Source organism: Bradyrhizobium sp. th-b2 (genome assembly GCF_000426785.1).
Classification (GTDB): domain Bacteria; phylum Pseudomonadota; class Alphaproteobacteria; order Rhizobiales; family Xanthobacteraceae; genus Bradyrhizobium; species Bradyrhizobium septentrionale.
On record NZ_AUGA01000027.1, the window covers coordinates 56,311 to 81,718 of the forward strand.

Genomic DNA, 25,408 nt, shown 5'->3' on the forward strand with positions numbered 1-25,408 from the left:
GTGGACGTCAATGGTTTCGGTCATTCCCGGCGGATTTGTCATGAGATCGGTGCTTTCGGCAACATTGATGGTCGCAGGCGTGATGCTCGCAGGCGTGGGTGCCGCGCAGGCCCAGTTGACACCGCCGTCAACCGCAGGCGCCAAGCCGAAGACCGTGACAACCGTGCCGATACGCCCTGCGTTGCAGAAGCCGGAGGATACCGCCAACGCGATGGCGCAGGCGGAGCGGCTGGCGCTGCAATCGGACCTCGCCTGGGTCGGCGAATATAACGGCGCGATATCAGGCGACGTCAGCGAGCGCATGGTCAATGCGATCAAGGAATTCCAGAAGAAAAGCGGCGGCAAGCCGACCGGCGTGCTGAACCCGCAGGAGCGCGGCGCGCTCGCCAACACCGCGCGGCGGAAGCAGGAGGGCGTCGGCTGGAAGATCGTCACCGAGCCTGCCACCGGCGCCCGGCTCGGCATTCCGACCAAGCTGGTGCCGCAGCTCACCAGCGACGCCTCCGGCGCCAAATGGACCTCGCCGACCGGCACCGTCCAGGTGCTGCTGACGCGGCGCAAGGAAGCAAGCCCGGCCACCGCCAAGCTTGCCGAACTGGAAAAGAAGGAGCCGGCCGGCCGTACCATCGACTACACCGTGGTGAAGCCGGATTTCTTCGTGCTGTCGGGCATGCAGGGGCTGAAGAAGTTCTATCTGCGCGGCACCTTCAAGGGCGACGAGGTCCGCATCCTCACCATTCTCTATGACCAGGCGACGCAAGCCACCGTCGAGCCGGTGGTGATCGCAATGTCGAGCGCCTTCAACGCATTTCCGTCGGGCGTGCAGGCCGGCCCGCCGCCGCGCAAGACCGTGGAGTATGGCACCGGCGTCGTGGTCAGCGACGACGGCGCTGTTGTCACCGACCGCGTGGCGACCGACGACTGCATCGCGCTGACGATCCCGGGTTTCGGCAATGCCGATCGGGTCGCCGAGGACAAGGATCATGATCTCGCATTGCTGCGCCTCTATGGCGCGCGCGGGCTGAAGCCGCTCAACATCGCAGGCCCGGCGACGCAGACCGCGCTCGACATCACCGGCATCGCCGATCCGCAGAGCCAGGGCGGCGGCGCGGCCGCGAGCAGCGTGAAGGCCTCCGTCGCGCAACTCGGCGGCGGCGATGCCGCGCTGTCACCGCCGCCCGCGCTCGGGTTCTCCGGCGCGGCAGCGCTCGACAGCGGCGGCAAGTTTGCCGGCATCGCGGTGCTGAAGCCCGTCATCGTCGCGGGCCCCGCAAACGCGGCGCCGGCGCAGGCAGCACTGGTGCCGGCCGACACGGTGCGTAGTTTCCTGAAGTCGCACGGCGTCAACGCGTCGGGCGAATCGGCGGACGCCAAGGCCGCCGTCGTCCGCGTGATCTGCGTCAGGAAATAGTGGGCTGTCATCGCCCGCATGCACGGAGCATGACATCCACGGCTCTTCCCACATGTCGTCCTGGCGAAAGCCAGGACCCATAACCACCGCATTCGGCGATGAAATTGGATCGCGGCCCCGGCGCACAACAATGAGATTTGGGGTAATGGGTCCTGGCTTTCGCCAGGACGACGATAAGGATGGTTCTCGGTTCAACCTGTCAAACAGCGTAGTCGCTCTTACTCCAACGCAAACCGCACCCCTGGGCGGGCGAGGCCGCCGGCAATGCCGACCGGGGTGCCATCGGCGCGCCAGCAGGCCGCACCCGACATCGTGCCATCAGCGTGGAACTGGATCGCGTTCATGCCGCCGGCCACCGTCGGCACCACCTGCACCCTGTGGCCTTTCGCTGACAGCGCGGCGCGGACGGTCTCCGGCACCGCTCGCTCGACCTCCAGCGTATTGCCTTCGGTCCAGACCCGCGGCGCCTCGACCGCTTCCTGCAGGCTCATGCCGTGGTCGATCAGGTTGATCAGCGCCTGCATCGCGCTCGGGAAGATGCGCTTGCCGCCGGGCAGGCCGAGTGCGTAAGCGAGCTTGCGGTCGCGTAGCACCATCATCGGCGACATCGAGGTGGTGACGCGCTTGCCTGCGGCGAGCGACAGCGCGTGCCCCGGCCGCGGATCGAACAGGTTCATATAGTTGTTCGGCACGGTGCCGAGACCCGGGATCAGGATCTTGGCGCCGAACAGATTGTTGATGGTCTGGGTGGTCGCGACCACATTGCCCATCGCATCGGCCGCGGTCATGTGCGTGGTGTGTGCGCTTTCGAGCTGCGTGACGCCGGCGCTCCATGCCTGCGCGCAGTCGGGATCGATCGCGCGGCGGCGCTCCCCGGCATAGGCCTTCGAGGTCAGCCGCTCCACCGGGACGTTGATATAGGCGGGATCGCCGCTGGCGGCCGCGCGATCGGCAAAGGCGATCTTCAGCACCTCGGCGAGATAGTGGATGGTCTCGGTCGTGCCGAAACCAAGGCCTGCGATGTCGTAGCCTTCAAGGATATTGAGCATCTGCGTGATGTGCACGCCGGACGCCGCGGGCGGCGGCGGACCGAGGATTTCCCAGCCGCGGTAATCGCAGCGGATCGGCTGCCGCTCGACGGTTTTATACGCCGCGAGATCCTCCTGCGCGACGAAGCCGCCGTGCTTCTTCATGTAGTCGACCAGGATGTCGCCGAGTGGTCCCTGGTAGAGCGCGTTGTCGCCATGAACAGCGATGTATTTCAGCGTCTCGGCATACTCCGCCTGCACCACGCGCTCGCCCGGCTTCAACGGCGTGCCGCCCGGCAGATAGATCGCCGCTATCGGCTTGTCCTTCAGCATCTCCGCGGCGCCATCGGTGATGCATTCGTGCAAATAAGGCGTCGCCTCATAGCCGCGTTCGGCATGCTTGATCGCGGGCTGCATCACGTCGGCCAGGCTCATGGTGCCGAAGCGGCGCAGCGTTTCGCACCACGCCTTCAGCGAGCCCGGCACCGCCACCGCCTTCGGCCCGTTCAAATTCTCGTTGCCGACGGTGTCGAACACGTCATGCGCCGAACCGGGCTTCGAGGTGTAGGTGTCCGGCTGCACCGCCTGCGGCACCGTGCTCTGGCCGTCGATGAAGCGATGGCTGCCGTCGGCGAGACGAATATGCGCCATGCCGCCGCCGATGATGCCGACCATCATCGGCTCGACCACGGTCAGCGTGAACAGTGTGGCAATCGCCGCATCGATCGCATTGCCGCCGGCCGCGAGCATCTCGGCCCCCGCGCTCGATGCCAGCGGATGGTTGCTCACCACCATGCCGCGGCTGCCGGTGGCCGGCTGCTTCTGACATTGAAAACTCGTCGCGGCGCGATCGCGCCAGTTGCTGCCCATGATCCGCACTCCCATTGTTGTTATTTTTGACACTTCGGGCACCAGAACGTCGAACGGCCGTTCTGGGTGAAACGCTTGACGATGCCCTCGCAGCCCGAGGTGCGGCATGTCTCGCCTTCGCGGTCGTAGACCTGGAAGGAATGCTGGAAATAACCGAGATCGCCGTTGGTCAAGCGATGGTCGCTGATTGAGGAGCCGCCGGCCTTGATCGCCTGGTTGAGCACCGAATGGATCGCGCCGACCAGCCGCGTGGCGTGGTCGGTGGGCTCGGCCTTCTTCGTTGCAAGCGTCGCGGCCAATCGCCGCGGCGACAGATGCGAGCGAAACAGCGCCTCGCAGACATAGATGTTGCCAAGTCCCGCCACCACGCGCTGATCGAGCAGCGCCGCCTTCAGGCTGGTCTTCTTGTTGTGGCAGGAGCGCGCCAGCATCGCCGCGTCGAATTCATTGCCGAGCGGCTCGGGCCCGAGCCCCTTCAGCAGCGGTTCATCCTCGATCGCGTTGCGGGCGATGATCTTCATGTAACCGAAGCGCCGCGGATCGTTGAAGACGACGGCTGCGCCCGACGACATGTGGAACACGACGTGATCGTGCGCGCGATCCTCGCTGCGCGGATGGTGGAATTGCCCCGGCGTCGCAGTGCCCTCTTCCTTCAAGACGCGGAACGAGCCCGACATGCCCAGATGCATCAGCAGCACGTCGCCTGACGTCAGGTCTGCCATCAAATATTTGGCACGGCGGCCGAGCCCGGTGACGGTCTGGCCTTCGAGGCGGGCGATAAAGTCTTTTTGAAACGGAAACCGCAAATCCTTGCGGCGGGCCTCGGCTTTGAGGATCCGGGACCCCTCCATGGCCGGTTGCAGGCCGCGGCGGACGGTCTCGACTTCGGGTAATTCCGGCATGGCAGGCATTCACCTTTTGGAAGTGACGTGATAGCGCCATTGCGGCCGCCGCGCTATGGTCCGGCTGGAGCGTTTTCGAGCGAAGCCTGTCCCGCACTTGATGCGGGATGGGTATCGGTTCGCGTGAAGAAAACGCGACCCAAAATGGTAAGAGTATGAGTTGATGGATCGGCCGGATCAAACCACGCATTTTGGCTTCAGGGATGTACCCCTGGGCGAGAAGCAGACGCTGGTGAACGACGTGTTTCACAGCGTGGCATCGCGCTACGACCTGATGAACGACCTGATGTCGGCGGGCCTGCACCGGGCCTGGAAGGACGTCATGATCACGGCGCTCGATCCGCCAAAGGGCGACCGGCCGTTCGCGCTGCTCGACGTCGCCGGCGGCACCGGCGACATCGCGTTCCGCGCCGCCAAGACCGCGGGCTCTGGCTTCCATGCCACGGTCTGCGACATCAATACCGACATGCTGGCCGTCGGCCGCGAGCGCGCCGTCAAGCAGCATCTCGACGACCGCGTGTCGTTCGTCGAGGGCAATGCCGAGACGCTGGGCTTCGCCGACCGCGCGTTCGACGCCTACACCATCGCGTTCGGCATCCGCAACGTGCCGCAGATCGACCTCGCGCTGCGCGAGGCCTATCGGGTGCTCAAGCCCGGCAGCCGCTTCCTGTGCCTGGAATTCTCCACCGTCGACGTGCCCGGCCTCGACAAGATCTACGATCTGTTCTCCTTCAAGGTGATCCCACCGCTTGGCCGCGCCGTCACCGGTGACGCCGAGTCCTATCAATATCTCGTCGAGTCGATCCGCAAATTCCCGCGGCCGAACGCGTTCGCCGAAATGATCGGCGCCGCCGGCTTTGCCCGCGTGAAGTGGCAGAGCCTCTCCGGCGGCATCGTGGCGTTGCATTCGGGCTGGCGTTTGTGATCTCTGCACTGACCCACATTGCGCGCCTTGCCCGCGCCGGTTTCGTGTTTGCGCGCGAGGGCGTGTTCGGCGTCGTCGATCCGTCGCTGGTGCCGCCGCCCGGGCAGCTCGCGCTGAAGCTGGCGCGGCTGATCGAGCGTTCCGGCGCCAAATCCGGTCCGCGGCTGTCGCGCGCACTGACGCGGCTCGGCCCCGCCTATCTCAAGCTCGGGCAATTCCTCGCCACCCGTCCCGACGTGGTCGGCGTCGCGATGGCGCGCGATCTCGAAAGCCTGCAGGACCGGCTGCCGCCCTTCGCGCAGGAAGAGGCCGAGGCGGTGCTTACCCAATCGCTGGAACGGCCGCTGTCGCAGGCCTTTGTCCAGCTCGGTCCGGCGGTTGCCGCCGCCTCGATCGCGCAGGTGCATCGCGCCGAGGTCGAGCGCGATGGCGTGCGCCACCAGGTGGCGGTCAAGGTGCTCCGGCCCAATGTCGCCGCGCGCTTCCGCCGCGACCTCAGCGACTTCTTCTTTGTCGCGCACAAGGCCGAGGCGCATTCCGCCGAGGCGCGGCGCTTGCGGCTGATCGAGGTCATCAACACGATGTCGCGCTCGGTCGCGATGGAGATGGATCTGCGGCTCGAGGCGGCCGCACTATCCGAGATGGCCGAGAACACGCGCGACGATCCGGATTTCCGCGTGCCCTCGGTGGATTGGGATCGCACCGCGCACAGCGTGCTGACAATGGAGTGGATCGACGGCATCGCGCTGAACGATCACGCCCGGCTGAAGCAGGCCGAGGTCGATCTGCCGGATCTCGGCCGCAAGGTGATCCAGAGCTTTCTGCGTCACGCGCTGCGCGACGGCTTCTTCCATGCCGACATGCATCCGGGCAATCTGTTCCTCGACGAGGCCGGCCGGCTGGTCGCGGTCGATTTCGGCATCATGGGGCGGCTCGGGCTGAAGGAGCGGCGCTTCCTTGCCGAAATCCTGCTCGGTTTCATCACCCGCGACTATCGCCGCGTCGCCGAGGTGCATTTCGAGGCCGGCTATGTGCCGAGCCACCATTCGGTGGAGAATTTCGCGCAAGCCATCCGCGCCATCGGCGAGCCGATCCACAATCGCACCGCCGAGGAAATCTCGATGGCGAAGCTGCTGACGCTTCTGCTCGAGGTCACCGGCCTGTTCGACATGCAGACGCGGCCCGAGCTGATCCTGCTGCAGAAGACCATGGTGGTGGTCGAGGGCGTGGCGCGTGGTTTCGACCCGAAGCTCGACATCTGGAAGGTCGCCGATCCCGTCGTGCGCGAATGGATCACGCACAATCTCGGCCCGGCCGGACGGATCCAGGGGGCGATATCGGGCGCGGGCGAGCTCGGCCGCATCGTCGCCAACCTGCCGACAATCGCCAACCGCGCCATGACCGTGCTTGAGCAGCTCGAGACCATGACGCGGGAGGGCCACATGCTCTCGTCTGATACCATCGACGAAATGGCCCGCGCTGAGGCCCGCAAGGCGCGGCTGCAGACCGTCAGCCTTTGGGTCATTGCCGTCGCCTTGATCGGAATCTTCTTCGCCATCCGCGGGCATTGATTGCAATGCATGCATCGTGTGATAGCATCGCTATCATTGTTTGAGCATGATCTCTTCGGAAAATCGCTTCACACTTTTCCGGATCATGCCTGAGGGCATGCCATGGCCAGCCTGACCATCCGCAAACTCGACGACACCCTGAAGGCCTATCTGCGGCTGCGCTCCGCCAAAAACGGCCGCTCGGTCGAGGAGGAAATCCGGGTCATCCTCCGCGAGCTCGCGGAAGGCGGCACGGAGCCCGTACAGACGCCTGGCGCGGGTTCCACGACAGTCACAGCCCCTATTCCACGCGCCACCAGCGCAGTCGGCGAGCCCCGTGTCACCCTGATCATCGGCGGCGGGATTGCCGCCTACAAGGCGCTGGATCTGATCCGGCGGCTCAAGGAGCGGCACATCCAGGTCCGCTGCGTGCTGACCAAGGCGGCCCAGCAATTCGTCACGTCGCTCGCCGCCAGCGCGCTGTCGCATGAGCGCGTCTACACCGACCTGTTCGACGCCGAGAGCGAGTTCGACGCCGGCCATATCCGTCTGGCGCGGGACTGCGATCTGATCGTGGTGGCGCCGGCGACCGCGGATCTGATGGCCAAGATGGCGCAAGGCCATGCCGACGATCTCGCCACCGCCACGCTTCTCGCGGCCAACCGGCCGATCCTGCTGGCGCCGGCGATGAACCCGCTGATGTGGAACAACCCGGCCACCCGCCGCAACGTGCTGCAGCTCCGCCGCGACGGCGTCCACACCGTCGGCCCCAATGCGGGAGAGATGGCGGAGGCCGGCGAGGCCGGCGTCGGGCGGATGGCCGAGCCGACCGAGATCGCCGCCGCTGCCGACCGCATGCTGCGGCCGCCGCAGCCGCGCCCGCTCGCCGGCAAGCGCGTGCTGATCACGGCCGGCCCGACCCATGAGGCGATTGATCCGGTCCGCTACATCGCCAACCGCTCGTCCGGCAAGCAGGGTTTTGCCATTGCCGCCGCCGCCCGCGCCGCCGGCGCCGAGGTCGTGCTGGTGACCGGCCCGGTCGATCTCGACGATCCCTCCGGCATCTCGGTCATGCGCGTGGAGTCCGCGCGCGACATGCTGCACCGGGTCGAGGCCGCGCTGCCGGTCGATGTCGCGATCTTCGCCGCCGCGGTCGCCGACTGGCGGGTCGCCAACGAAGGCAGCCAGAAACTGAAAAAGACCTCGGCCGGGATGCCGCCGCTGCAGCTGGTCGAGAACCCCGACATCCTCGCGACAATCTCCAAGCTGAAGGAAAAGCGGCCGCCGCTGGTGATCGGCTTTGCCGCCGAGACCGAACATCTGATCGAGAACGCCAAGGCGAAGTTCGCGCGCAAGGGCTGCGACTGGATCGTCGCCAATGACGTCTCGCCGGCGACCGGCGTGATGGGCGGCGACCGCAACACCGTTCATTTGCTCTCGCGCGAGGGCAAGGACGTCACCGTCGACTCCTGGCCTGTTATGACCAAGGAGGAAGTCGCGACCGCGCTGGTGTCGCGCATCGCAAGAGCCGTAGGAACCGCATCGTGAGCGCCACCATCAAGGTTGAAGTCCACCAATTGCCGCACGGCGCAGATCTTCTGCTGCCGATCTATCAGACCAACGAGGCCGCCGGGCTCGACCTGCTGGCCGCGGTGCCGCGATCGGCGCCGCTGATTCTGCTGCCGGGACGCTACGAGATGGTTCCGACCGGGCTGACGATCGCGCTGCCGCCGGGCTATGAGGCGCAGGTGCGGCCGCGCTCCGGCCTGGCCGCGAAGTACGGCGTCACCGTGCTGAACTCGCCCGGCACGATCGACGCCGACTATCGCGGCGAGATCAACGTGCTCCTGATCAATCACGGCCACGAGCCGTTTTCGATCCGGCGCGGCGAGCGCATCGCGCAGCTGGTGATCGCGCCGGTCACCCGGGCCGAACTGGTTCCGGTCGACGTGCTGTCGTCAACCGAACGCGGCAGCGGCGGCTTCGGCTCGACCGGACGCTAGAAAACCGGAGAAGTGTGCGGACTACTCCGAAAGATCACGCTGCTCGCACGAGCCACCGCACGAATACGGAGTCAATTCGCGTAAAATCCACGCCGCCCGCGTGCATTTTTTCACAGCGGATTCTGCGTTCACGGTCTGGACTCTTACTCGCCGAGTCCCGTTAGGACTATTCTGGTTTGATTCGAGCACGACGGGGGGTCTTCGTCGGGCTATCTGGGTCCTGCTTGGGCATGATCCCCGGACGAACGTTATGCGTTTGCCGTGAGGGAACACCGGTCTCCTCTTTTCCGGATCATGCCTGGGGTTTGTGCGTTCTGGGGCAACATATGTCGGGCGTAGTCGCGGCAATGCGTCGAACCCTGCTGTCATGCACCTCACTGGCGCGCGACGGCATGCTTGGGCTCGCCATCACCGCACTGCTGCCGGCCCGCACGTCGTTTGCCGCCGAGAGCCTGGTGGCCCAGGCGATGTCGGATCATTTCGGCTTCAATCATCAGGAGGTCGCGGTCCTCGCGACGTCGTTTGCGCTGGTCGGCTTCTCCGCCGTCGCCGCGATCCTTTTGATGCGCACCCGCGTGCGCGCGACGAGGAACGAGGAGCAGTTGCAGTCCGAGATTTCGGACCTGCAAGCGCAGTCGGACCGGCTGCGCGCGCTGCTTTTCGTCGAGCCGCAGGTCCTGATCTCGTGGGCCGCCGGCGACAACCGGCCGCAGATCTCGGGCGATACCTCGCTGGTGATGTCGCAGGAAGGCTCGCCGCAGCGCGTCCTCGCCTTCGGAACCTGGTTGCCGCCCGAGCCGGCGCTGCAGATGGATCACGCAGTCGATGCGCTGCGCGAAAAGGGCGAGGCGTTCCTGCTCAACCTCTCGACATCAGCCGGCCGCGCCATCGAGGCGATGGGCCGCGCGATCGGCGGCCAGGCCATTGTGCGGATCCGCGAGCTCGGCGGCCTGCGTCGCGACCTCGCCGAATCCAACCTGCGCTACAAGACGCTGCAGGAGGAGACCGAGCTGCTGCGCGATTTCGCCGCCGCCGCGCCGTGGCCGATCTGGGCCAAGAGCCTCGAGGGCAATCTGCGCTACGCCAACGCAGCCTACGTCCGTGCCACCGAGGGCAAGAGCGTGTCCGATGCGCTGCAGCGCAATCTCGAGCTGCTCGAAAGCGACCAGCGCACCGAACTGACCCGCGCGCTGAACGACAACGCCAATTATGCCGCACGGCTGCCGATCGTGGTCAGCGGCGAGCGGCGGATCTACGACGTGCAGGCGCTCAAGCTCTCCGGCGGCAGCGCCGGGATCGCGATCGACGCCAGCGAGGCCGCGGCGCTGCGCGCGGCGATCGCGCGCATGGTCGAAGCACACCGGCGTACCCTCGACCAATTGTCCTCGGGCGTCGCGGTGTTCGATTCCGACCGGCGGCTGACCTTCTACAACGAGTCCTACCGCCGGCTGTGGGGCCTCGACCAGGCTTTCCTCGACAGCAATCCCGACGATTCCAGCGTGCTCGATCGGCTGCGCGCCAACCGCAAGCTGCCGGAGCAGCCGGATTTCCGCGCCTGGAAGGCGAAGCTGCACGAGGCCTACCGCGCGGTCGAATCCGAGACCTACACCTGGTTCCTGCCCGACGGCCGCGCCATCAGCGTCGTCACCACGCCGAACCTCGAGGGCGGCGTCACCTATCTGTTCGACAACGTCACCGAGAGCCTCGACCTCGCGCGCCGCTATGACCGCTTGACGCGGGTGCAGCGCGAAACCCTCGACAATCTCGGCGAAGCGGTCGCGGTGTTCGGCAGCAACGGCCGCGCCGAGCTGTTCAACCCGCCCTTCGCCAAGATGTGGAAGCTGCCGGCCGATGCGCTGCAGGGCGAGCCGCATATCGAGGCGGTGGAAGCGCTGTGCAGGCCGCTGTTCGACGATGCGCTGACCTGGCGGACGCTGCGCGAGCAGATCACCGCGATCGAGAACCGCGCCCAGGTCGCGCTGAAGCTGGAGCGCAGGGATGGCAGCGTGCTGAATTGCATGACCATCCCGCTGCCCGACGGCAAGACCTTGCTCGCCTTCCAGGACATCACCGACACCGAGAATGTCGAGCGCGCGCTGCGCGAGCGCAACGAGGCGCTGGAAACCGCCGACCAGATGAAGGTGGATTTCGTCCACCACGTCTCCTACGAGCTGCGCGCCCCGCTCACCACCATCATCGGCTTTGCACATTTCCTCAGCGATCCCTCGACCGGGCCGCTGACGGCGAAACAGGCCGAATATCTCGACTACGTCACCAAATCGACCAACGCGCTGCTGGCGCTGACCAACAACATTCTCGATCTCGCGACCATCGACGCCGGCGCGATGAAGCTCGAGCTTGGTCCGGTCAATATCGGCCAGGCGATCGAGGCCGCCGCCGAAGGCATCCAGGACCGGCTGGCGACCGACCGCATCACGCTAAAGGTCGATATCGCGCCCGATATCGGCGCTTTCGTCGGCGACGAGCGGCGCGTGGTGCAGGTGCTCTACAATCTGCTCGCCAACGCGGTCGGCTTCTCGCCGCATGACGCCACCGTCGCGATCACCGCGCACCGCACCGAGCACAGCGTGGTGTTTGCGGTGACCGATGCCGGTCCCGGCATTCCTGCCGAGATGCGCGACAAGGTGTTCAACTGGTTCGAGAGCCATTCCCACGGCTCGCGGCATCGCGGCGCCGGGCTCGGCCTGTCGCTAGTCCGCTCCTTCGTTGAACTGCATGGTGGACGGGTGCGGGTCGATTCGACCGTCGGTCGAGGCACGACCGTGACCTGCGACTTCCCGATCGACCAGACCGCCCATCGCAACGCCGCAGAATGACGGCGACCTCGACATTCTCGGTGGCGCTCGCGAACGAAACCGCGACAGCGGAGCTGATGGCCGATCTCGCGCTCCTGATCGGCGCCGGCGACGTCGTCACGCTGTCGGGCGACCTCGGCGCCGGCAAGACCGCGGCCGCCCGCGCGCTGATCCGCTACCTCGCCACCGACGACACGCTGGAAGTCCCGAGCCCGACCTTCACGCTGGCACAGAACTACGAGCTGCCGTCGTTCCCGCTGGTCCATGCAGACCTCTACCGCATTAGCGACGCGAGCGAGCTCGAGGAGATCGGGCTGGCGCCGCTGCCCGACGACACCGTGGCGCTGATCGAGTGGCCGGAGCGCGCGCCCGGCGCGATGCCCGCTGACCGCATCGACATTGCATTCACGCACCGCCCGGCGCTCGGATCGGCGGCACGCGCGGCCGAGATCACCGGCCATGGCACGGGCGCGGCCAAGGTCGCGCGGCTCAACGAGCTGCGCCAGTTCCTCGACCGCGCGGGCTTCCTCAATGCCCGGCGCGAACGCATGCCGGGCGATGCCTCGACGCGCTCCTATGCGCGGCTGCGCGCCGATGACGGCACTGTGATCCTGATGAACTCGCCGCGCCGCCCTGACGGCCCGGCGATCTACAACGGCAGGCCGTATAGCGCGGCGGTGCATCTTGCGGAAGACGTCCGGCCGTTCGTCGCGATCGGAAACGGCCTGCGCAAGCATGGTTTCTCCGCGCCCGCGATCCGGCATACTGACCTCGAATCCGGCTTCCTCATCACCGAGGATCTCGGCGCCGAAGGCGTGATCGAGGGCGACCCGCCACAGCCGATCACCGAGCGCTACGAGGCCGCCGTCGACATGCTGGCGGCGCTGCACCGCGAGGTGCTGCCCGACACGCTGCCGCTGACATCAGACGAAAGCTACGACATTCCCGTGTTCGATATCGACGCCTGGCTGATCGAGATCGGGCTGATGCTGGAATGGTACCTGCCCGACCGCGGTGTGCAGCCGAGCGAGGAGCTGCGCGCCGATTTTCTCGGGATGTGGCGGGGGCTGCTGGAAAAGCCCGCCGCGGCGCCGCAGACCTGGGTGATCCGCGACTTCCATTCGCCGAATATCATCTGGCTTGCCGAGCGCACCGGCATCCTGCGGGTCGGAATCATCGACTTCCAAGACGCGCTGCTCGGCCCGGCGTCCTATGACGTGGTGTCGCTGCTGCAGGATGCGCGGATCGACGTGCCCGAACAGCTCGAACTGTCGCTGCTGACCCGCTACATCAAGGCGCGGCGCGCGACCGACGAAAACTTCGATCCGGCCGCCTTTGCCGAGCTCTATGCGATCATGTCGGCGCAGCGCAACACCCGCCTGCTCGGCACCTTCGCGCGGCTCAACCGCCGCGATGGCAAGCCGCAATATCTCAAGCACCAGCCGCGGATCTGGACCTATCTCGAGCGGTCGCTGGCCCACCCTGCGCTGACCAGCTTCCGCATCTGGTACACGGCCAACGTCCCTCCCCCAGTACCGTAGTTTACGGGTTATTAGCCTCAGGTCCCCTAAGGTTGCCGAGGCCGCACCTCATCCATGGCGGGGCCGGATCGGGAGCGGGACTACACGATGGCGACGGAACGACGCAGGGGCGATCGTGTCACGTTTGAGCGCGGCATCGCCGCGCACATGATGGGCATTGACGGCACCTGGCGGCGCGACTGCACCATGGAAGACGTGTCCGAGACGGGTGCCAAGCTCACCGTCGAGGGCTCGGTCGAGGGCCTGAACCTGAAGGAGTTTTTTCTGCTGCTGTCGTCCACAGGATTGGCCTATCGCCGCTGCGAGCTGGCATGGGTCAATGGCGACCAGATCGGCGTCAACTTCCTCAAACAAGGCGACAAGAAGAAGAAAACTGCCAGACGCGGTGCACAGGCTGCCGACGTCTAGGTTGTTGCCGTCTTACGGCCGTCATGTCCGGTGACTATGGCGTCTGATCGATGTGCTTGCCGAATCGCCGTGATATGATCGGCGCCGAGAGATGATGACCGAGAATATACGGAAGATGCCCGTCACCCCCCACAAGGCCATGGTGCTCGCTGCGGGCCTCGGCGTGCGCATGCGCCCGCTGACCAACACGATGCCGAAGCCGCTGGTCAGCGTCGCCGGCCAGCCGCTGCTCGACCATGTGCTCGACAAGCTCGCCGGCGCCGGCGTCAGCGAAGCCGTCGTGAACGTGCACTATCTGCCCGACCAGATCATCGAGCACGTCAAGACCCGCAGCCGCCCGCGCGTGATCATCTCGGACGAGCGCGACGAGGTGCTCGGCACCGGCGGCGCGGTGGTGAAGGCGCTGCCGCTGCTCGGCGATGCGCCGTTCTTCCATCTCAATGCCGACACGATGTGGATCGACGGCGTGCGCTCCAATCTGGCGCGGCTGGCGGAAGCTTTCGATCCCGCGCGGATGGATATCCTGCTGCTGATGGCGCCGACCGCATCGAGCATCGGCTATAGCGGCCGCGGCGACTACTCGATGTTGCCGGACGGCGCGCTGCGCAAGCGGCGGGAGCACCAGGTGGTGCCGTTCGTCTATGCCGGCGCCGCGATCATGCAGCCTTCGCTGTTCGCCGACGCCCCGGCCGGCGAGTTCTCGCTGACCAAGGTGTTCGACCGTGTCAACGAACAGGAACGGCTGTTCGGCCTGCGCCTCGACGGCGTCTGGATGCATGTCGGAACCCCCGACGCGATCCAGGCCGCTGAAGATGCTTTCCTGGAAAGCGTCGCGTAAACGACGCCGCCGTTAGTCATCGGCTTCGATGGCGAGCACCGCAAAGCTCGCAAGCCAATGTTCGCCCATATAGTCGCTGGCGATATGCGGCAGGCCGGCGTCGAGCTGGCGCCGCGCAACATCCTGCAGAAGCGGGCGACGCGCATCGGCCTCCGGCAATGCGCCGGCCAGCGCCCGCCAACACCATGCGCGGCTGAGATTGAGCCCATCGAGATGCGCAAGCTTGCCGTCGGTCCGATCGGTGACAGTGGCGGGCCGGAACAAGGTTGCCGGCTCGTGTTGCAGGAGCCGCGGCAGGAAGCGGTCGAACCAGGGCAGGAAGTCGGCGGGCGAGAGCAGCCGGCGCATGCATTCGGCTTCGATCAGCGCGGAAGACTGGAAGTCGTCGCCGCTCGGCTCGCCCCAGGCGGGACAATCCTGATCGGCTCCGTACCAGCGCAGTGCGGTGTGGCGTAACAGCGCGCCGAACGCATCGTCGTGCATCGCGGTGGCGTAGTCAGCGGCCATGCGAAGCCCGAACGCGGTGTTGAAGTGCGTGCCGACCCGCACCGGATACGTGGAGATCGGCAGGAAATCGCGAAAGCGCTGTGCGAATATCTCGGCAAGCGGCGCGATCTGCTCGCGCCACCTGATGTCGTCGAGCGATGAGAGCTCCGCCGTGAGCTTCAACAGCCAGCCCCAGCCATAGGGACGCTTGAAGCCGCGCGCGGTCGGAGCCGCGAGATAGGCGCATTCGGCCGCGACCTTTTCCGCAACGAACTGCGCGTCGAACAGAGCGCGGATATCATCCGCGGCTTCGAATGCCGGATATCGCCGCAACAGCCGCGCGAGCATCCAGTAGCTGTGGACGCAGGAATGCCAGTCATAGCTGCCGAAGAACACCGGATGCAGTTCGCGCGGCGTGCGCGCGTCCTGCGGCCCGGCCAGCACATGATCCGGCTTGTTCGGGTATTCGCGCGTGACATGGCCGAGCGCGATGCGAGCGAATCGAACGGCGAGGTGTTCGGTCAGGATCGTCTCGCTCATGGTCAGGCATTCTCCTTTCGCTCGCGCCGGACAAACATCTCGATCAGGCGCGGCGTCATATAGATCGGAAACTGGGTGGCCGCGAAGAACAGTGCCGTCATCGGCGACACCGCCGCACCCATTGCCGACCAGACCAGTCCGACATTGCGGTTGCCGAGCACGAGACCGCTGGTCAACCGCGCGGCCAGAGGGCCCGGCGTGAGCAGCGCGCCAAGCCCTTGCAGGGCGAGATTGCAGCCGAAGGCAAGGCCGACGCAGGTGAGCGCGGCGAGCGGCTGCGCCTCGAACTGCGCACGTACCCCGGCCATGGTGGCAACCGCAAACAGCAACAGCGAGGCGAGCACGAGCGCGTCGATGACGCGCGCATGCCGTATCAATTGTCCAGCGGACTGATGGCGAAGCAGCAACGCCAGCGCGCCGGCGCCGCCGACCAGCAGCGCCAAGCGTGTGGCGAGCGCCAGCGGATCGAGCGCGAGATCAGCAAAACCTGCGGCAATCAACGGCACCGTGACCGGCGCCAGCGCCATCGACAGCAGCGTCACCACAAGCGGAACGGTCGCATCGAAGCCGAGCATATGCGCGACCGCCGCCGTGCCGCTCGACGGCGGCGCACACACCGACAGCACCAGCGCGACGACCAGTTCCGGCCGAAGTCCGGCGCCGCGCGCCGCGAAACCGACCGCAAGCGGACAGGCCAGCATCGCGAGCGCCGGCAACAGCAGCCAGACCAGCGGGCGCCGCAGCGCGCGCCGGAACGCGCGCCGTCGACCTGGAGAAAGGTGCCGAGCACCAGGACAAAAATCGCCGCCGCCATCAGCGGGCGCGCGGCGGCCGCCAAGCCAGGGAAAGCCAGCCCGGCCAGAACACCGATAATCAGCAGTGTCGGTCCGCGCGGCACGAGCTTCGCCAATGATCGCCCCAAATCCTTCCGCCTCATCGTCATGTCCGCGGCGACCATAGGCTCGAGCAGATCATTGTTGAAATCGATTATTTATATAAGCATTATTACTTCGATGAATTTAGCCGCCGTCGATCTCAACCTGCTGGTCGCCTTCGAGGCGCTAATGGAGGAGCGCCACGTCACCCGCGCGGCCGAGCGCATCGGGCTCGCCCAGCCGTCGATGAGCAGCGCGTTGCGGCGGCTGCGGGCGCTGTTTGCGGATGAGTTATTCCTGCGCGCCGGCGCGGGCATGCAGCCGACCGAAAAGGCGCTGGCGCTGGCCGGACCGATCGGCGAGGCGCTGCGGCAGGTCAGGAGCGCGCTGGCGCCCGAACTGGCCTTCGATCCGGCCACCGCGCGAAGGCGCATCACCATCGCTGCGACCGATTATGGCGATCTCGTTGTGGTGCCGGAGCTGACGCGTTTGCTGCGAATGGAAGCACCCAACATCGACCTCGCCGTGCGCCCGTTGACCGACGCGACGGCGGCCTTGGCGAAGCTGGAGCGCGGCGAACTCGATGCGCTGATCGGCGGCCACCTGCCGGACTCGCCGCGCTGTATCAGGCATCGGCTGTTCGAGGAGCGCTTCGTCTGCATCCGCGACGCGGCCCGCGCGAACCGATCGGAGCGCCTGAGCCTGGACGATTATGCGACCCTGCCGCACGCGCTGTTTTCGGCGGCCGGCGGCGACGGCCTGCCGAGCGTGATCGACGCGCTGCTGGCGCGCCGCGGCTTGAAGCGGCGGGTGGCGGTGACGCTTGCGCATGTGGTGGCCGTTCCCTTCGCTGTGGCAGGCACCGATCTCATCGCCACGCTGGCCGAGCGCGTCGCCCGGCGCTTCACGCATCTCGCCGAAATTGCCGTCGTCGCACCGCCGATCGACATCCCGGCCTTCGCAATCGACCTGATCCATACGACCCGCGCCGCCCAGGATCCGGCGTTGCGCTGGTTCCTGGATGCCGTCGATCGCAGCGGCAGCCGGCTGCGCTATTGAGCGGTGACGGTTGACCGACAGGGGTGGCTAACGACGGCCGCCGCTCCCTATATTGGCGCCTGATTCGAATCAGGCAGCTCATGCGCGTTTTCAGCGTTCCCGTCTCTGCGCCGTTCCTGCGCAACGTCATCTCGGCGCTGGTCGAGGGACGGTTGGTCGCGGGATTTGACGTGCGCAATGACCCGGCAAAGCTTGCCAACGCCACGCTCTATCTGCCGACCCGACGCGCCGGACGGCTGGCGCGCGAAATCTTCCTCGATGTGCTCGATTCCGACGCTGCGGTGCTGCCGCGCATCGTCGCGCTCGGCGAGATCGACGAGGACGAGCTCGCCTTCGCCGACCAAGGCGACGACGTCGGAGGCGCCGCGCCGCTGGAGATCCCGCCAAGGCTCGGCGAGCTCGAGCGCCGGCTGACATTGGCGCATCTGGTCGCGGCCTGGGCGAAGACGCCGGTGTCGGCGCCGCTCGTGGTCGGCGGTCCTGCCTCGACGCTGCAACTCGCCAGCGACCTGGCGCGGCTGATGGACGACATGGTGACGCGCGGCGTCGACTGGCGCGAGCTCGACCGCCTGGTGCCGGACCAGCTCGACAAATACTGGCAGCACTCGCTCGACTTCCTGCGCATCGCGCGCGACGCCTGGCCGAACTACCTCAAGGAAATCGGCCGGATCGAGCCGGCGGCGCGCCGCGATCTCCTAATCGAGGCAGAGGCTGCTCGGCTCACCGTGCATCACGCCGGCCCGGTGATCGCGGCCGGTTCGACCGGCTCGATGCCGGCCACGGCAAAATTCCTCCACGCGGTGGCCAAGCTTGCGAACGGCGCGGTGGTGCTGCCCGGTCTCGACACCGATCTCGACGAGGAGTCCTGGGACACGATCGGCGGCGAGCGCAACGACGAAGGCCGGTTCACGACGCCGCCCTCGTCGAACCACCCGCAATTCGCGATGCACGCGCTGCTCGACCGCTTCGGCATCAAGCGCCGCGATGTCGAGAGCCTTGCCGAGCCGGCGCCGCTCGGCCGCGAAGTGCTGGTGTCGGAGACGATGCGCCCGTCGACCGCGACCGCGCAGTGGCACGACCGGCTGGAGCGGCCTGAGATCGTCGCGCGGATTTCCGCCGGGATGACCAGCCTCACCGTGGTCGAGGCGCCCAATCCGGAGATGGAGGCGCTGGCGATCGCAGTCGCGATGCGCGAGGCGCGGCATCTCGGCAAATCAGCCGCCTTGGTGACGCCGGATCGCGCGCTGGCACGGCGCGTGATGGCCTCGCTGACGCGCTGGAAGCTCGAATTCGACGATTCCGGCGGCGATGCGCTGATGGAGACGCCGGCCGGCGTGTTCGCCCGCCTCACCGCCGAGGCCGCGGCCAAGGGGCTGGAGCCGCCGACATTGCTCGCGCTGCTCAAGCATCCGCTGTTCCGGCTCGGCGGCGCTCACGGTGCGCTGAAACGCGCGATCGAGGTGCTGGAGATCGCACTGTTGCGCGGCACACGGCCGCAAGCCGGAACCGGTGGCCTGGCGCGCGACTTCGCCCGCTTCCGCGCCGAGCTCGTCAAGCTGAATGGCGGCGAGACCTCGTCGCTGCACAAGATGGAGCCCCGCGCCCGGTTGCGGGACCGCGAGCTCGATCAGGCACAGGCCCTGATCGAGAAACTTCAGACCGCGCTGGCGCCGCTGGAAGGCGTGGCGTCGGCAAAGCCCTATGATTTCGCGGAGCTGGCATCGCGCCACCGCGAGGCGCTGATCGCGCTGTCGGCCGACCAGAACGCTGTTGCCGTCGTCTTCGAGGGGCGCGCCGGTGCGTCGCTGGCGTCCGCGTTCGACGAACTGCTCGCCAGGCAGCAGCCGAGCGGGCTGATGACGCCGCTCGCCGATTATCCCGAGGTGTTCCAGACCGCGTTTGCCGACCGCATGGTACGGCGGCCGGAATCGGCGCGGGCGCAGCTCAACATCTACGGCCAGCTCGAGGCCCGTCTCACGGAGTCTGATCGCATCATCCTCGGCGGCCTGGTCGAGGGCGTCTGGCCGCCGACGCCGCGGATTGATCCCTGGCTGAGCCGGCCGATGCGGCATGAGCTCGGGCTCGATCTCCCCGAGCGGCGCATCGGCCTCTCCGCGCACGACTTTGCCCAGCTGCTCGGCCATGACGAGGTGATCCTCACCCATGCCGCCAAGGTCGGCGGCGCGCCGGCGGTTGCTTCGCGCTTCCTGCATCGGCTCGAAGCTGTTGCAGGCGAAGCGCGCTGGAAGGCAGCGACCTCGGCCGGCGAAACCTACGTGCAATATGCGGCCGAGCTCGACCGGCCCGACAAGGTCGAGCCGATCCCGCAGCCGGAGCCGCGGCCACCACGCGAGGCGCGGCCGCTGAAAATGTCTGTTACCGCGATCGAGGACTGGCTGCGCGATCCCTACACGATCTACGCGCGTTACATCTTGAAGCTCGATCCGCTCGACCCCGTCGACATGCCGCTGTCGGCCGCCGATCGCGGCTCGGCGATCCACGAGGCGCTCGGCGAGTTTACGCAGGTCTATGCCGACGCGCTGCCCCCCGACACCATGCGCACGTTGCGCGAGATCGGCGGCAAATATTTTGCGCCACTGATGGAGCGGCCCGAGGCGCGCGCGCTGTGGTGGCCGCGCTTTCAGCGCATCGCGGCCTGGTTTGCCGAATGGGAGCAGGCCCGGCGCGGTGGTATCGACGCCATCAAAGCCGAGATCCGCGGCGAGATCGGCATTCCCCTCGACGATGCCAGGACGTTCACCCTCTCAGCGCGTGCCGACCGCATCGAGCGGCGCGACGACGGCAGCTTTGCGATCCTCGACTACAAGACCGGCCAGCCGCCGACCGGCAAGCAGGTGCGCATGGGCCTGTCGCCGCAGCTCACGCTGGAAGCCGCGATCCTGCGCGAGGGCGGCTTTGCCGAGATTCCGGCCGATTCCTCGGTCGGCGACCTCGTCTATGTCAGGCTGAGCGGCAACAACCCGCCGGGCGAGCAGCGTTCGCTGGAGCTGAAGATCAAGACCAGCGACACGCCGCAGCCGCCCGATGAAGCCGCCGACAGCGCGCGGCGCAAGCTGGAAGCCTTGATCCGCGCCTTCGACGACGAGCAGCAGGCCTACACCTCGCTAAATCTCTCGATGTGGGCGAACCGCTACGGCGCCTATGACGATCTCGCGCGCATCAAGGAATGGTCCGCGGCCGGCGGCCTGGGGATCGAGGAATGGTGAAGGCGCCCCGTCCCATTCCGCCCGCGGTGCGCGACGCGCAGGCGCGCGCGTCCGATCCGAAGGCGTCGACCTTCGTGTCGGCCAATGCCGGCTCGGGCAAGACGCATGTGCTGGTCCAGCGCGTGATCCGCCTGTTGCTGTCAGGCGTGCCGCCGGAAAAGATCCTCTGCATCACCTTCACCAAGGCCGCCGCGGCCAATATGGCCGAGCGCGTGTTCACGACGCTCGGCCATTGGGTAACGCTCGACGACGCCGCGCTCGACACCGCGATCCGCGAGGCCGGCATCGCGCATCCATCCGCCACGCTGCGGCGCGAGGCGCGCAAGCTGTTTGCCTGCGCGTTGGAGACGCCCGGCGGATTGAAGGTGCAGACCATCCACGCACTGTGCACCCGCCTGCTGCAACAGTTTCCGTTCGAGGCCAACGTGCCGGCGCGCTTTGCCGTGCTCGACGACCGCGACCAGAACGAGATGATGGAGCGCGCCAATCTGGCAGTGTTCCTGGAGGCCTCGCGCAATCCCGACAGCCCGATTGGTCGCGCGCTGATGACGGCGATGGCGAGTGCGGCCGACGTCACCTTCAAGGATGTAGTCCGCGAGGCCTGCCTCAGCCGCGACCATTTCATGGCCTGGACCGATGCCGCCGGCAGCGCCGCGGCCGCCGCCGCGCAGATGTCGACCGCGCTCGGCGTTTCTTCCGACGATCGTATCGAGGATGTCGAGCGCGAGATCGTCGACGGACCGAACCTGCCGCGGTCGAACTGGCGGGAGATGGCGACCCTCCTCGACACCAGCAGCAAGGCGGATCAGAAGCAGGCCGAGCGGCTGCGGAGCGCGCTGAATTTCACCGGGGCAGCCCAGGTCGACGAATATCTCGGCGTCTTCCTGACCGATGACCGCGCGCCGCGCGCATCCATGATCACCAACAACTTCATCAAGAAGAATGCTGTCGCAGGCCACCGGTTCGAGGCGGAGGTCGACCGCCTCGGTCCCCTGATCGAACAGCGCCGCGCCTTGGTCGCGCGCGACCGCACCGAGGCGCTGATCCACATCGCGACCTCAGCCGCCGCGCATTACCGGCGCGAGAAGCTGGAACGCGGCCTGCTCGACTATGACGATCTGATCGACAAGACGCTGGCGATGCTCGACCGCGTCTCCTCGGGCTGGGTGCATTACAAGCTCGACCGCGGCGTCGATCACGTGCTGATCGACGAGGCGCAGGACACAAGCCCGCGGCAATGGGACATCGTCGCCCACATCATCTCGGAGTTCACCTCCGGCGCCGGCGCGCGCGACGGCCTCGTGCGCACCGTGTTCGCGGTCGGCGACGAGAAGCAGTCGATCTTCTCGTTCCAGGGCGCCGCACCCCGCGAATTCGACCTGCGGCGCCGCGAGCTGAAGCGGCGGTTCGAGGAGGCCGGGCTGAAATTCGATCCGGTGTCGTTCACCTATTCGTTCCGCTCGGGACCGGTGATCCTGCATTCGGTCGATCATGTGTTCCGCGAGCAAGAGATCTTTCGCAGCATCCATGCGGTCGAGAACGGCTACCCGATCCACAATGCGATGGCCGATGCCGGCCCCAGCCTGATCGAGCTCTGGGATCTCGCTGTTGCCGATGACCGGCAGGACATCGAGGGCTGGCGCGCGCCGTTCGACGGCGTCTCGGTGACCAGCCCCGAAGTGAAGCTTGCGCGGCGCATCCAGGCGGAGATCAAGCGCCTGGTCACGAGCGGCACCATGACCGGCAGCGTCGGTGCGCGGCGGCCGTTGCGCTATGGCGACATGCTGATCCTGGTGCGGCGGCGTGGCAACGCGTTCGACGCGGTGATCCAGGCGCTGAAGCATGCCAACATCCCGGTCGCCGGCGCCGACCGGCTGAAGCTGACCGAGCACATCGCGATCATCGACCTGATGAACCTCGCCGACGCGCTGCTGCTGCCGCAGGACGATCTCGCGCTCGCGGTGGCGCTGAAGAGCCCGCTGTTCGGCCTCACCGACGACGACCTGTTCAAGCTAGCGTATCAGCGCCGCGGCTCGCTGCGTGACGCGCTGGCCGCGCAAGCCCCGGCCGACGAGCGATTGTCGTCCGCACTGCGCCGCCTCGAGCAATGCGAGCGCCGCTTCACCCAGGAGACACCGTTCGCGTTCTACGCCTGGCTGCTCGGCGGCGATGGCGGGCGGGCGCGCATCCTGCGCCGGCTCGGCCACGAAGCCAACGACGCGCTCGACGAATTCCTCGAACTCGCGCTGAACTATGAGCGCAAGGCCCCGGCCTCGCTGCAAGGCTTCATCGCCTGGCTGCGCGCCGCCGACACCGAGGTGAAGCGCGACATGGAGATTTCGCGCGACGAGGTCCGCGTCATGACCGTGCACGGCGCCAAGGGCCTCGAAGCTTCGGTGGTGTTCCTGGTCGACACCACGACCTCGCCGTCGGACACCCAGCGGCTGCGGTTGATCCATCTGCCACAGGGCAATGCCGCGCCGAATGCGCCCGGCGTCGTGGTGTGGGCCGGCAAGAAGGCCGAGGATCCCCCCAACGTCGCCGACGCGCGCAAGGCGATGCTCGGCGACACCGAGGACGAATATCGCCGCCTGCTCTATGTCGCGATGACACGTGCGGCCGACCGGCTGATCGTCGGCGGCTGCATGCCGGGCAACACGAACACGGTGCGGAAATCCTCCTGGTACGATCTGATCACCAAGGGGCTCGCCAATGCCGGGCTCGAGCTCGAGGAGATCGAGACGCCGGCCGGCAAGGTGATGCGCTATTCGCGGCCGGACGACGTCGCCGATGTCACGGGCGCTGCCGCGTCAACGGCCGCGGCGCCGGTCGCGCTGCCGTCCTGGCTGCGGGCTGCGGCCGCACCTGAGGCCTCCGCCGCAGGCGTGCTGCGCCCATCCGATCCCGCCGATGACGACAGCCATCAGATACGAACCGGCGAATCGGTGCTGCTGCGCGCCCGCGCCCTGCAGCGCGGCACGCTGGTGCATCGCCTGTTGCAGTCGCTGCCCGACGTCGCCAGCGAGCGGCGGCGCACGGCCGCGCTCGGCTATCTCGCGCGCAATGCCGATGGCTGGAACGAACAGGAGCAAGCTGCGCTTGCCGAGCAGGTACTCGGCGTGATCGCCGATCCGCGCTTTGCCGCCGTGTTCGCGCCCGGCAGCCGCGCGGAGGTCTCGATCGTCGGGCGGCTGGAGCGGCCGGGCCAGCCGAAGGCGCTGGTTTCGGGCCAGATCGACCGGTTGGTGGTGACGCCAAATGACGTCCTGATCGTCGATTTCAAGACCAACCACGCCCCGCCAAAGACCGCCGCCGAGGCCCCGCGGGGCTATGTCCGGCAGCTCGCCCTATACCGCGCGGTGCTCGCCAGGCTTTATCCCCAGAAGCCCATCCGGGCCGCGCTGCTTTGGACCGAAACGCCTGAAATCATGGAGATTTCGGCCCCCGCGCTGGACGCCGGGCTGGCATAAGATCATGTCGGCGTGAGCGAGCTTGACCCGGCAAGGGGGCGTTCATAGGTTTGGCCCATGCTCCCGGGCGCGATTCTCAACCGCCCCTTTGTCTCAACCGAACGAGGTATTCCGATGGCCGTTGGCAAGGTTTCTGACGCCGATTTCGAAGCCGAAGTGCTCAAGGCGACCGGGCCGGTGGTCGTCGACTTCTGGGCCGAGTGGTGCGGCCCCTGCCGCATGATTGCGCCCGCTCTCGATGAGATCTCCGGCGCGATGGGCGACAAGGTCAAGATCGTGAAGCTCAACGTCGACGAGAGCCCGAAGACCGCGTCGAAATATGGCGTGATGTCGATCCCGACCCTGATGATCTTCAAGGGCGGCGAGATGGCGTCCCGTCAGGTCGGCGCCGCTCCGAAGGCCAAGCTGCAGCAGTGGATCACCGCCGCGGTCTGATCCGTTTCGAATTAGCTGATTTGCGGAACGGCCGGCGTCATGCCGGCCGTTTTGTTTTGTGCGAGACCAAATCTCAATCCGTCATGGCCGGGCATAGCCGTCCAAAGGACGGCGTCGCTTCCGCTCGCCTACGCCCGGCCATCCATCCGCTTCGGAAAGTGCTCTTGCGAAGAACGATGGACACGCGGGTCAAGCCCGCGTGTGACGAATGTTCCACGTGGACAAGCGGACTACCTGATCCATCCCGTCGCCAGCGCCGAGGCGAGCTCGGCTTGGCCGTGCTGCCGCGCCAGCGCTGCCATCGCCGCGTGATCGTAGGGCACATGGCGGAACGTCACGGCCCAATCGCCATCAACCCGTTCAAGGATCGCATAACGCGCATCGGGCGAACCGGCCTCGACCACATGCGGATGCGGCTTGCCGGCGCGATAGCCGGGCGAACCGACGCTGCCAGGATTGACGATCAGCCGGCCGTCGCGCAACCGCACCGCGCGGGCGATATGGGTGTGTGCGCATAGGATCAGCGATTGCGTCACGCCGGCGGCCCTCGCTTCGATCGTCTCAAGCGTGGACATCAAAACTTCGCCGCCCGGCAGCACCGTCTCGAGCCAATAGGTCTCGTCATCTTGAGGCGTTGCGTGACAGAGGAAAACCTCGTCGCGATAGACCGCATTCGCCGGCAGCGTGCGCAGCCAGTCGAGATGCCGCGGCTCGAGCTGGGTATAGGTCAGCCGCTCCCATGAGCCCATTTTCTCGTGGGGACGGTCGATCAGATAGCGGTCGTGATTGCCGAGCAGATGGACGGCGTCGAGCGCCATCAGCATGTCGATGGTCGGCCGGGCGGCGAGCGGCCCGCTCACCATATCGCCGAGATCGACGATGTCCAGAATTCCCTGGGCGCGAATGTCCGACAGCACGGCTTCGAGCGCGAGGTGGTTGCCGTGGATGTCGGCGATCGCAGCAAAGCGCATGATGTCAGTCGTCCCCTTGCGTGCCCCGGACGCAGCGCAGCACGCAGTGGTGT

At 66.8% G+C, this 25,408-nt stretch carries 18 protein-coding genes; 13 read left to right on the top strand and 5 right to left on the bottom strand.

The window, feature by feature from the left end; translation table 11 throughout:
- Nucleotides 1-40: 40 nt before the first annotated feature.
- On the top strand, nucleotides 41-1,411 hold the full coding sequence (locus tag K359_RS0128925) for a serine protease (RefSeq protein WP_029082454.1): 1,371 nt from the start codon (nucleotides 41-43) through the stop codon (nucleotides 1,409-1,411).
- 218 nt (nucleotides 1,412-1,629) lie between these two features.
- Here K359_RS0128925 and ggt read toward each other — a convergent pair whose 3' ends face one another.
- Together ggt and mutM are read right to left on the bottom strand one after the other, a co-directional pair.
- Nucleotides 1,630-3,309, bottom strand: a complete 1,680-nt coding sequence (ggt, locus tag K359_RS0128930) for a gamma-glutamyltransferase (protein WP_029082455.1) — start codon at nucleotides 3,307-3,309, stop codon at nucleotides 1,630-1,632.
- A gap of 20 nt (nucleotides 3,310-3,329) precedes the next feature.
- Nucleotides 3,330-4,211, bottom strand: a complete 882-nt coding sequence (gene mutM, locus K359_RS0128935; protein ID WP_029082456.1) for a bifunctional DNA-formamidopyrimidine glycosylase/DNA-(apurinic or apyrimidinic site) lyase — start codon at nucleotides 4,209-4,211, stop codon at nucleotides 3,330-3,332.
- 163 nt (nucleotides 4,212-4,374) lie between these two features.
- On the opposite strand from mutM, the gene ubiE reads away from it, so the two are divergent.
- The 8 genes from ubiE to K359_RS0128975 all read left to right on the top strand — a co-directional run bounded on the left by ubiE (nucleotide 4,375) and on the right by K359_RS0128975 (nucleotide 14,292).
- Nucleotides 4,375-5,136, top strand: a complete 762-nt coding sequence (gene ubiE, locus K359_RS0128940; protein WP_029082457.1) for a bifunctional demethylmenaquinone methyltransferase/2-methoxy-6-polyprenyl-1,4-benzoquinol methylase UbiE — start codon at nucleotides 4,375-4,377, stop codon at nucleotides 5,134-5,136.
- The gene (gene ubiB, locus K359_RS0128945; RefSeq protein ID WP_029082458.1) at nucleotides 5,133-6,707 is read left to right on the top strand and encodes a 2-polyprenylphenol 6-hydroxylase; all 1,575 of its coding nucleotides are present in this window, start codon (nucleotides 5,133-5,135) and stop codon (nucleotides 6,705-6,707) included. Before ubiE ends, ubiB begins: the two co-directional genes overlap by 4 nt.
- Before the next feature lie 102 nt (nucleotides 6,708-6,809).
- Nucleotides 6,810-8,234, top strand: coding sequence for a bifunctional phosphopantothenoylcysteine decarboxylase/phosphopantothenate--cysteine ligase CoaBC (coaBC, locus tag K359_RS0128950; RefSeq protein ID WP_029082459.1), 1,425 nt, complete (start codon nucleotides 6,810-6,812; stop codon nucleotides 8,232-8,234).
- Entirely contained in the window at nucleotides 8,231-8,689 is a 459-nt protein-coding gene (gene dut, locus K359_RS0128955; protein WP_029082460.1) for a dUTP diphosphatase, read from the top strand. The genes coaBC and dut overlap by 4 nt, the downstream gene beginning before the upstream one ends.
- A gap of 326 nt (nucleotides 8,690-9,015) precedes the next feature.
- A complete protein-coding gene (locus K359_RS0128960) occupies nucleotides 9,016-11,526 on the top strand; it encodes a PAS domain-containing sensor histidine kinase (protein ID WP_029082461.1) in 2,511 nt (836 codons plus the stop codon).
- A complete protein-coding gene (gene tsaE, locus K359_RS0128965) occupies nucleotides 11,523-13,046 on the top strand; it encodes a tRNA (adenosine(37)-N6)-threonylcarbamoyltransferase complex ATPase subunit type 1 TsaE (RefSeq protein ID WP_029082462.1) in 1,524 nt (507 codons plus the stop codon). Before K359_RS0128960 ends, tsaE begins: the two co-directional genes overlap by 4 nt.
- 87 nt (nucleotides 13,047-13,133) lie before the next feature.
- The gene (locus K359_RS0128970; protein ID WP_029082463.1) at nucleotides 13,134-13,454 is read left to right on the top strand and encodes a PilZ domain-containing protein; all 321 of its coding nucleotides are present in this window, start codon (nucleotides 13,134-13,136) and stop codon (nucleotides 13,452-13,454) included.
- Nucleotides 13,455-13,569: 115 nt separating this feature from the next.
- Complete coding sequence (locus tag K359_RS0128975; RefSeq protein ID WP_029082464.1) at nucleotides 13,570-14,292, top strand: nucleotidyltransferase family protein; 723 nt, start codon at nucleotides 13,570-13,572, stop codon at nucleotides 14,290-14,292.
- Nucleotides 14,293-14,304: 12 nt separating this feature from the next.
- Here K359_RS0128975 and K359_RS0128980 read toward each other — a convergent pair whose 3' ends face one another.
- The gene (locus K359_RS0128980) at nucleotides 14,305-15,318 is read right to left on the bottom strand and encodes a DUF2891 domain-containing protein (RefSeq protein ID WP_029082465.1); all 1,014 of its coding nucleotides are present in this window, start codon (nucleotides 15,316-15,318) and stop codon (nucleotides 14,305-14,307) included.
- 2 nt (nucleotides 15,319-15,320) lie between these two features.
- Nucleotides 15,321-15,893: a hypothetical protein gene (locus K359_RS64630; protein WP_245284748.1), complete on the bottom strand. Its 573-nt coding sequence runs from the start codon at nucleotides 15,891-15,893 to the stop codon at nucleotides 15,321-15,323.
- Here K359_RS64630 and K359_RS0128990 point away from each other — a divergent pair, their 5' ends adjacent.
- The 4 genes from K359_RS0128990 to trxA all read left to right on the top strand — a co-directional run bounded on the left by K359_RS0128990 (nucleotide 15,894) and on the right by trxA (nucleotide 24,384).
- A complete protein-coding gene (locus K359_RS0128990) occupies nucleotides 15,894-17,252 on the top strand; it encodes a LysR family transcriptional regulator (RefSeq protein WP_245284749.1) in 1,359 nt (452 codons plus the stop codon).
- Nucleotides 17,253-17,332: 80 nt separating this feature from the next.
- Complete coding sequence (gene addB, locus K359_RS0128995) at nucleotides 17,333-20,479, top strand: double-strand break repair protein AddB (protein ID WP_029082467.1); 3,147 nt, start codon at nucleotides 17,333-17,335, stop codon at nucleotides 20,477-20,479.
- Entirely contained in the window at nucleotides 20,473-23,949 is a 3,477-nt protein-coding gene (gene addA / locus K359_RS0129000) for a double-strand break repair helicase AddA (RefSeq protein ID WP_029082468.1), read from the top strand. The genes addB and addA overlap by 7 nt, the downstream gene beginning before the upstream one ends.
- 114 nt (nucleotides 23,950-24,063) lie before the next feature.
- Entirely contained in the window at nucleotides 24,064-24,384 is a 321-nt protein-coding gene (trxA, locus tag K359_RS0129005; RefSeq protein WP_016847387.1) for a thioredoxin, read from the top strand.
- Nucleotides 24,385-24,614: 230 nt separating this feature from the next.
- Here the strand turns inward: trxA and K359_RS0129010 are convergent, their stop codons facing one another.
- Nucleotides 24,615-25,355, bottom strand: a complete 741-nt coding sequence (locus K359_RS0129010; RefSeq protein ID WP_029082469.1) for a metallophosphoesterase — start codon at nucleotides 25,353-25,355, stop codon at nucleotides 24,615-24,617.
- Nucleotides 25,356-25,408 lie beyond the last annotated feature (53 nt).